General features: G+C 73.5%; 4 protein-coding genes. All 4 read left to right on the top strand.

Going from position 1 to position 3,377, the window contains the following annotated elements:
- Positions 1 to 62: 62 nt before the first annotated feature.
- Complete coding sequence (locus AC5LUJ_RS07465) at positions 63 to 458, top strand: DUF3817 domain-containing protein (protein WP_250282127.1); 396 nt, start codon at positions 63 to 65, stop codon at positions 456 to 458.
- A 346-nt stretch (positions 459 to 804) separates the two neighbouring features.
- Positions 805 to 1,062, top strand: a complete 258-nt coding sequence (locus tag AC5LUJ_RS07470; RefSeq protein WP_250282129.1) for a hypothetical protein — start codon at positions 805 to 807, stop codon at positions 1,060 to 1,062.
- 175 nt (positions 1,063 to 1,237) lie between these two features.
- Positions 1,238 to 1,864: a DUF3000 domain-containing protein gene (locus tag AC5LUJ_RS07475; RefSeq protein WP_250282142.1), complete on the top strand. Its 627-nt coding sequence runs from the start codon at positions 1,238 to 1,240 to the stop codon at positions 1,862 to 1,864.
- 214 nt (positions 1,865 to 2,078) lie between these two features.
- Positions 2,079 to 3,377 (top strand): HRDC domain-containing protein (locus tag AC5LUJ_RS07480; RefSeq protein ID WP_493464689.1); only part of this gene is annotated, 1,299 nt, incomplete at its 3' end.

The following is a 3,377-nucleotide window of genomic DNA, read 5'->3' on the forward strand; positions in this document are numbered from 1 at the left end:
CCATGCGTCATGAGTGACCATGCGCAACGACCGACCATGCATAACGACTACGGAGGCCGAACATGCCAGCCGACGGTGCCCACCGACGGTCCGACAGCGGCGACCAGCTGCTCGCCGCCGCCCGGCTGATCTCGATTGCCGAGGCGACGTCCTTCCTGCTCCTGCTGGCGGCGACCGTGATCAAACATACGGCCGACCACCCCGGTGGGGTCCGGGTGCTCGGGCCGATCCACGGCGTGCTCTTTCTCGCCTACTGCGCGCTCATCGTCGCCGTCGCCACGACGCGGCACTGGGCGACGCGGCGGACGCTGCTGGCGCTCGGGGCGTCCGTCCTGCCGGTTGCCCCCTACTTCGTCGAACGCCGGTGGCTGCGGGCACCGGCGGCCGGCCGCACTGCCGATGCCGCCCACGCCGGGCCGGGCGCCCCCGCTGCGTCGGCATCCGAACCCGTGTCCTGAGGCCAGCTCCGGCGAACCGTCACACCCATCTCTCGAGCCACCTCCGGCAGGTGAGCGCGGGCCGGCCCACGGTGCCGGCCGGTGGGGCCGGCCGGTGGGCCGGCCCGCGGCACGGCCACCGCGGCACCACGAAACGGCATGAACATCCCAATGGCCGCGCAACACAACCGTTACCGCGATGACTTATGTACCGGGCATCGTGCACGTGCACGACACGCCGGCACCGAATACGCGGAGATGGGGCCTGTCCGTGCCACCGTCAGGGAAGTCGGGATGGGATGAGAGGGCCTGTGATGTCCACGCACACCCTCTGTGTCGTGAGCATGCCCTGGGGAGTGGTGTCCGGATGGAACAGGTCCTTGTGGGCGGTGACGAGCTGATCTTTCTGATCTGCCCGCGGTGCGGCGACGAGCGCGGTTTCGAACAGCCCCCGTGCGCCGACGGGCACGGCGTGGACTGTCCCGACCGTGCCTGCGTCGACTGCGGAACAGCCCTGTTCGTCGGCCCGGGGCAGCCGGGGACGCCGGCCGCCCGGGCACGCACGCCGGAGCCGGAGCCGTCCGGTGGAGCAGCGCGCCACCACCAGCTGTGCCATGTCGCCTGACCACATGTCGCCTGACCGGTGGTCGTGCCATGCCACCTGACCGGTTGGCCGCTTCCTGCCGGTTGGCTCCCTGTCGGCTGCTCCGCGCACCGCTCGCCCGTACTGCCGCCCACACCATCTCGCACATCCATGCTCCGTCGCGCGCGCACGGTCAGGACGTCCTACCGTGACGTCCATGGGCGCGCCGCTGTCTCCGGACGGCGGCCCAGCTGTCTTCCTCGCGGCCACGGCTGCGCTGCGGGACGCGCTGGGCCGGGTCCGCCCGGAGGTCGCGGTACACGAGATCCAGGCGCCGGCGAGACTCGCGCCGTACGCGTTCGCGGCCGCCGGCGGGCTCTCGCAGGACGGCGACGAAGCCGCCTCGGGCCGGCTGATCCTCCTGTTCGACCCGGCTGGGCACAGCGCCTGGGAGGGCACGGCACGGTTCGTCTGCTATGCCCGCGCGGCGGTCGACCCCGAGATCGCCGCCGACCCGCTGCTGCCCGAGGTCGTCTGGTCGTGGCTGCGGGACGCGATGGAGGCCAACCAGGCCGGCTACCGGGCGATAGGCGGCACGGTGACCATCACGAGCTCGAAACGGTTCGGTGTGCTGGCGGCGGACGGCGACAACTCGGACGTGGAACTGCGCTGCTCCTGGTCGCCGGAGTGGCCCGGGACGACCAACGGCTGCGATCACCGTCTGTGGCGGCCCGCCGAGGCGGCGGCCCAGCTCCACTCCTTCGTCGACCTGCTGGCGGCCATGGTGGGCCTGCCCCCACGGATACGCGGAGTGATACCTCTGCCGTCCCGCCACCCGTCCTGACCCCGTCCCGGTGCCGGCCTGACGCCGGCCCGGTGCCGGCCCCGCCCATACCGCGGTCCCACAAGCATTCCGACGCTTTGAGCGACCGATCGGCTCTCCAGGGTGAAAGAAGGCCCCTGATCCGGGGCAAACCGCCGTCCCTGGTCGATCTGGCTGGTTTCCCTGCACCCGTCCAGCACGCTTGGACGCTGTTCGCGACGTACCATCGCCGATCGTGACGTCGACGGTTCCGGACTCATCCCACCAACTCGGCCAAGGGCCGGACGGCAGCGCGGGGCAGGCCCGCCCGCTGCTGGAACCCGCCGAGGGCATACCTGCCGTGATCGTCGACCGGACGGCGCTGCTCGCGGCGGCGGCGCGGCTGGCCGCCGGCACGGGCCCGGTCGCCTTCGACGCCGAACGGGCCTCAGGCTACCGCTACAGCCAGCGGGCCTACCTCGTCCAGGTACGCCGCCGCGGCTCGGGCACCCATCTTGTCGACCCGGTCGCACTCGCCGACCTCACCTGCCTGCAGGACGCCGTCGGCGACGCCGAATGGGTCCTGCACGCGGCCAGCCAGGACCTGCCCTGCCTGGCCGAGGTCGGCCTGCGCCCAGGCCTGCTCTTCGACACCGAGCTGGCCGGCCGGCTGCTGGGCTACGAGCGGGTCGGGCTCGGGATCATGGTCGAGAAGGTGCTGGGCTTCACCCTGGAGAAGGGGCATTCCGCGGCCGACTGGTCCACCCGGCCGTTACCCGAACCGTGGCTGCGCTACGCCGCGCTCGACGTCGAACTGCTCGTCGAACTGCGCGACGCGCTGGAGGCCGAGCTGGAGGCGCAGGGCAAGCTGGCCTTCGCCCGGGAGGAGTTCGCCGCGATCGCGGCCGCTCCCCCGCGGGAGCCGCGGCCGGACCTGTGGCGGCGCACCAGCGGGATCCACCGGGTCCGCAACCGGCGCCAGCTCGCCGCGGTCCGCTCGATGTGGACGACCCGGGACCGCATCGCCCGCGAACGCGACATCGCGCCCGGCCGGGTGCTCCCGGACAGCGCGATCATCGAAGCGGTGCTGACCGCTCCCGTGGACGTCGAGGCCCTGACCCGGCTGCCGGTCTTCTCCGGCCCGCGGCTGCGCCGCACCGCGCGGACCTGGTTCGCCGCCCTGCGGGAGGCCGCCGGGCTGCCCGAGGACGCCCTGCCCGCGCCCGCCTCGGCCAACGCGGACGCCCTGCCGCCGCCGAACCGGTGGGCCGACCGCGACCCGGCGGCCGCCGCCCGCCTGACCCGGGTACGCGCCCGTCTCACCGCGATCGCCGCCGAGCGGACCATGCCGGTGGAGAACCTGCTGGAACCGGCTCTCGCCCGCCGGCTCGCCTGGTCACCACCGCGCCCGGCGGCCAGCGACCACCAGGTCAGCGACCCGCGGGTGACCAGCGAACTGGTGGCCGGGGTGCTGCGGGCCGGCGGCGCCCGGCCCTGGCAGGTGGCGCTCACCGCCGGGCCGGTCGCGGACGCCCTGGCCGAGCCGGCAACGGAA

The sequence above is a fragment of the Protofrankia sp. CiP1_Cm_nod3 genome (genome assembly GCF_982290655.1).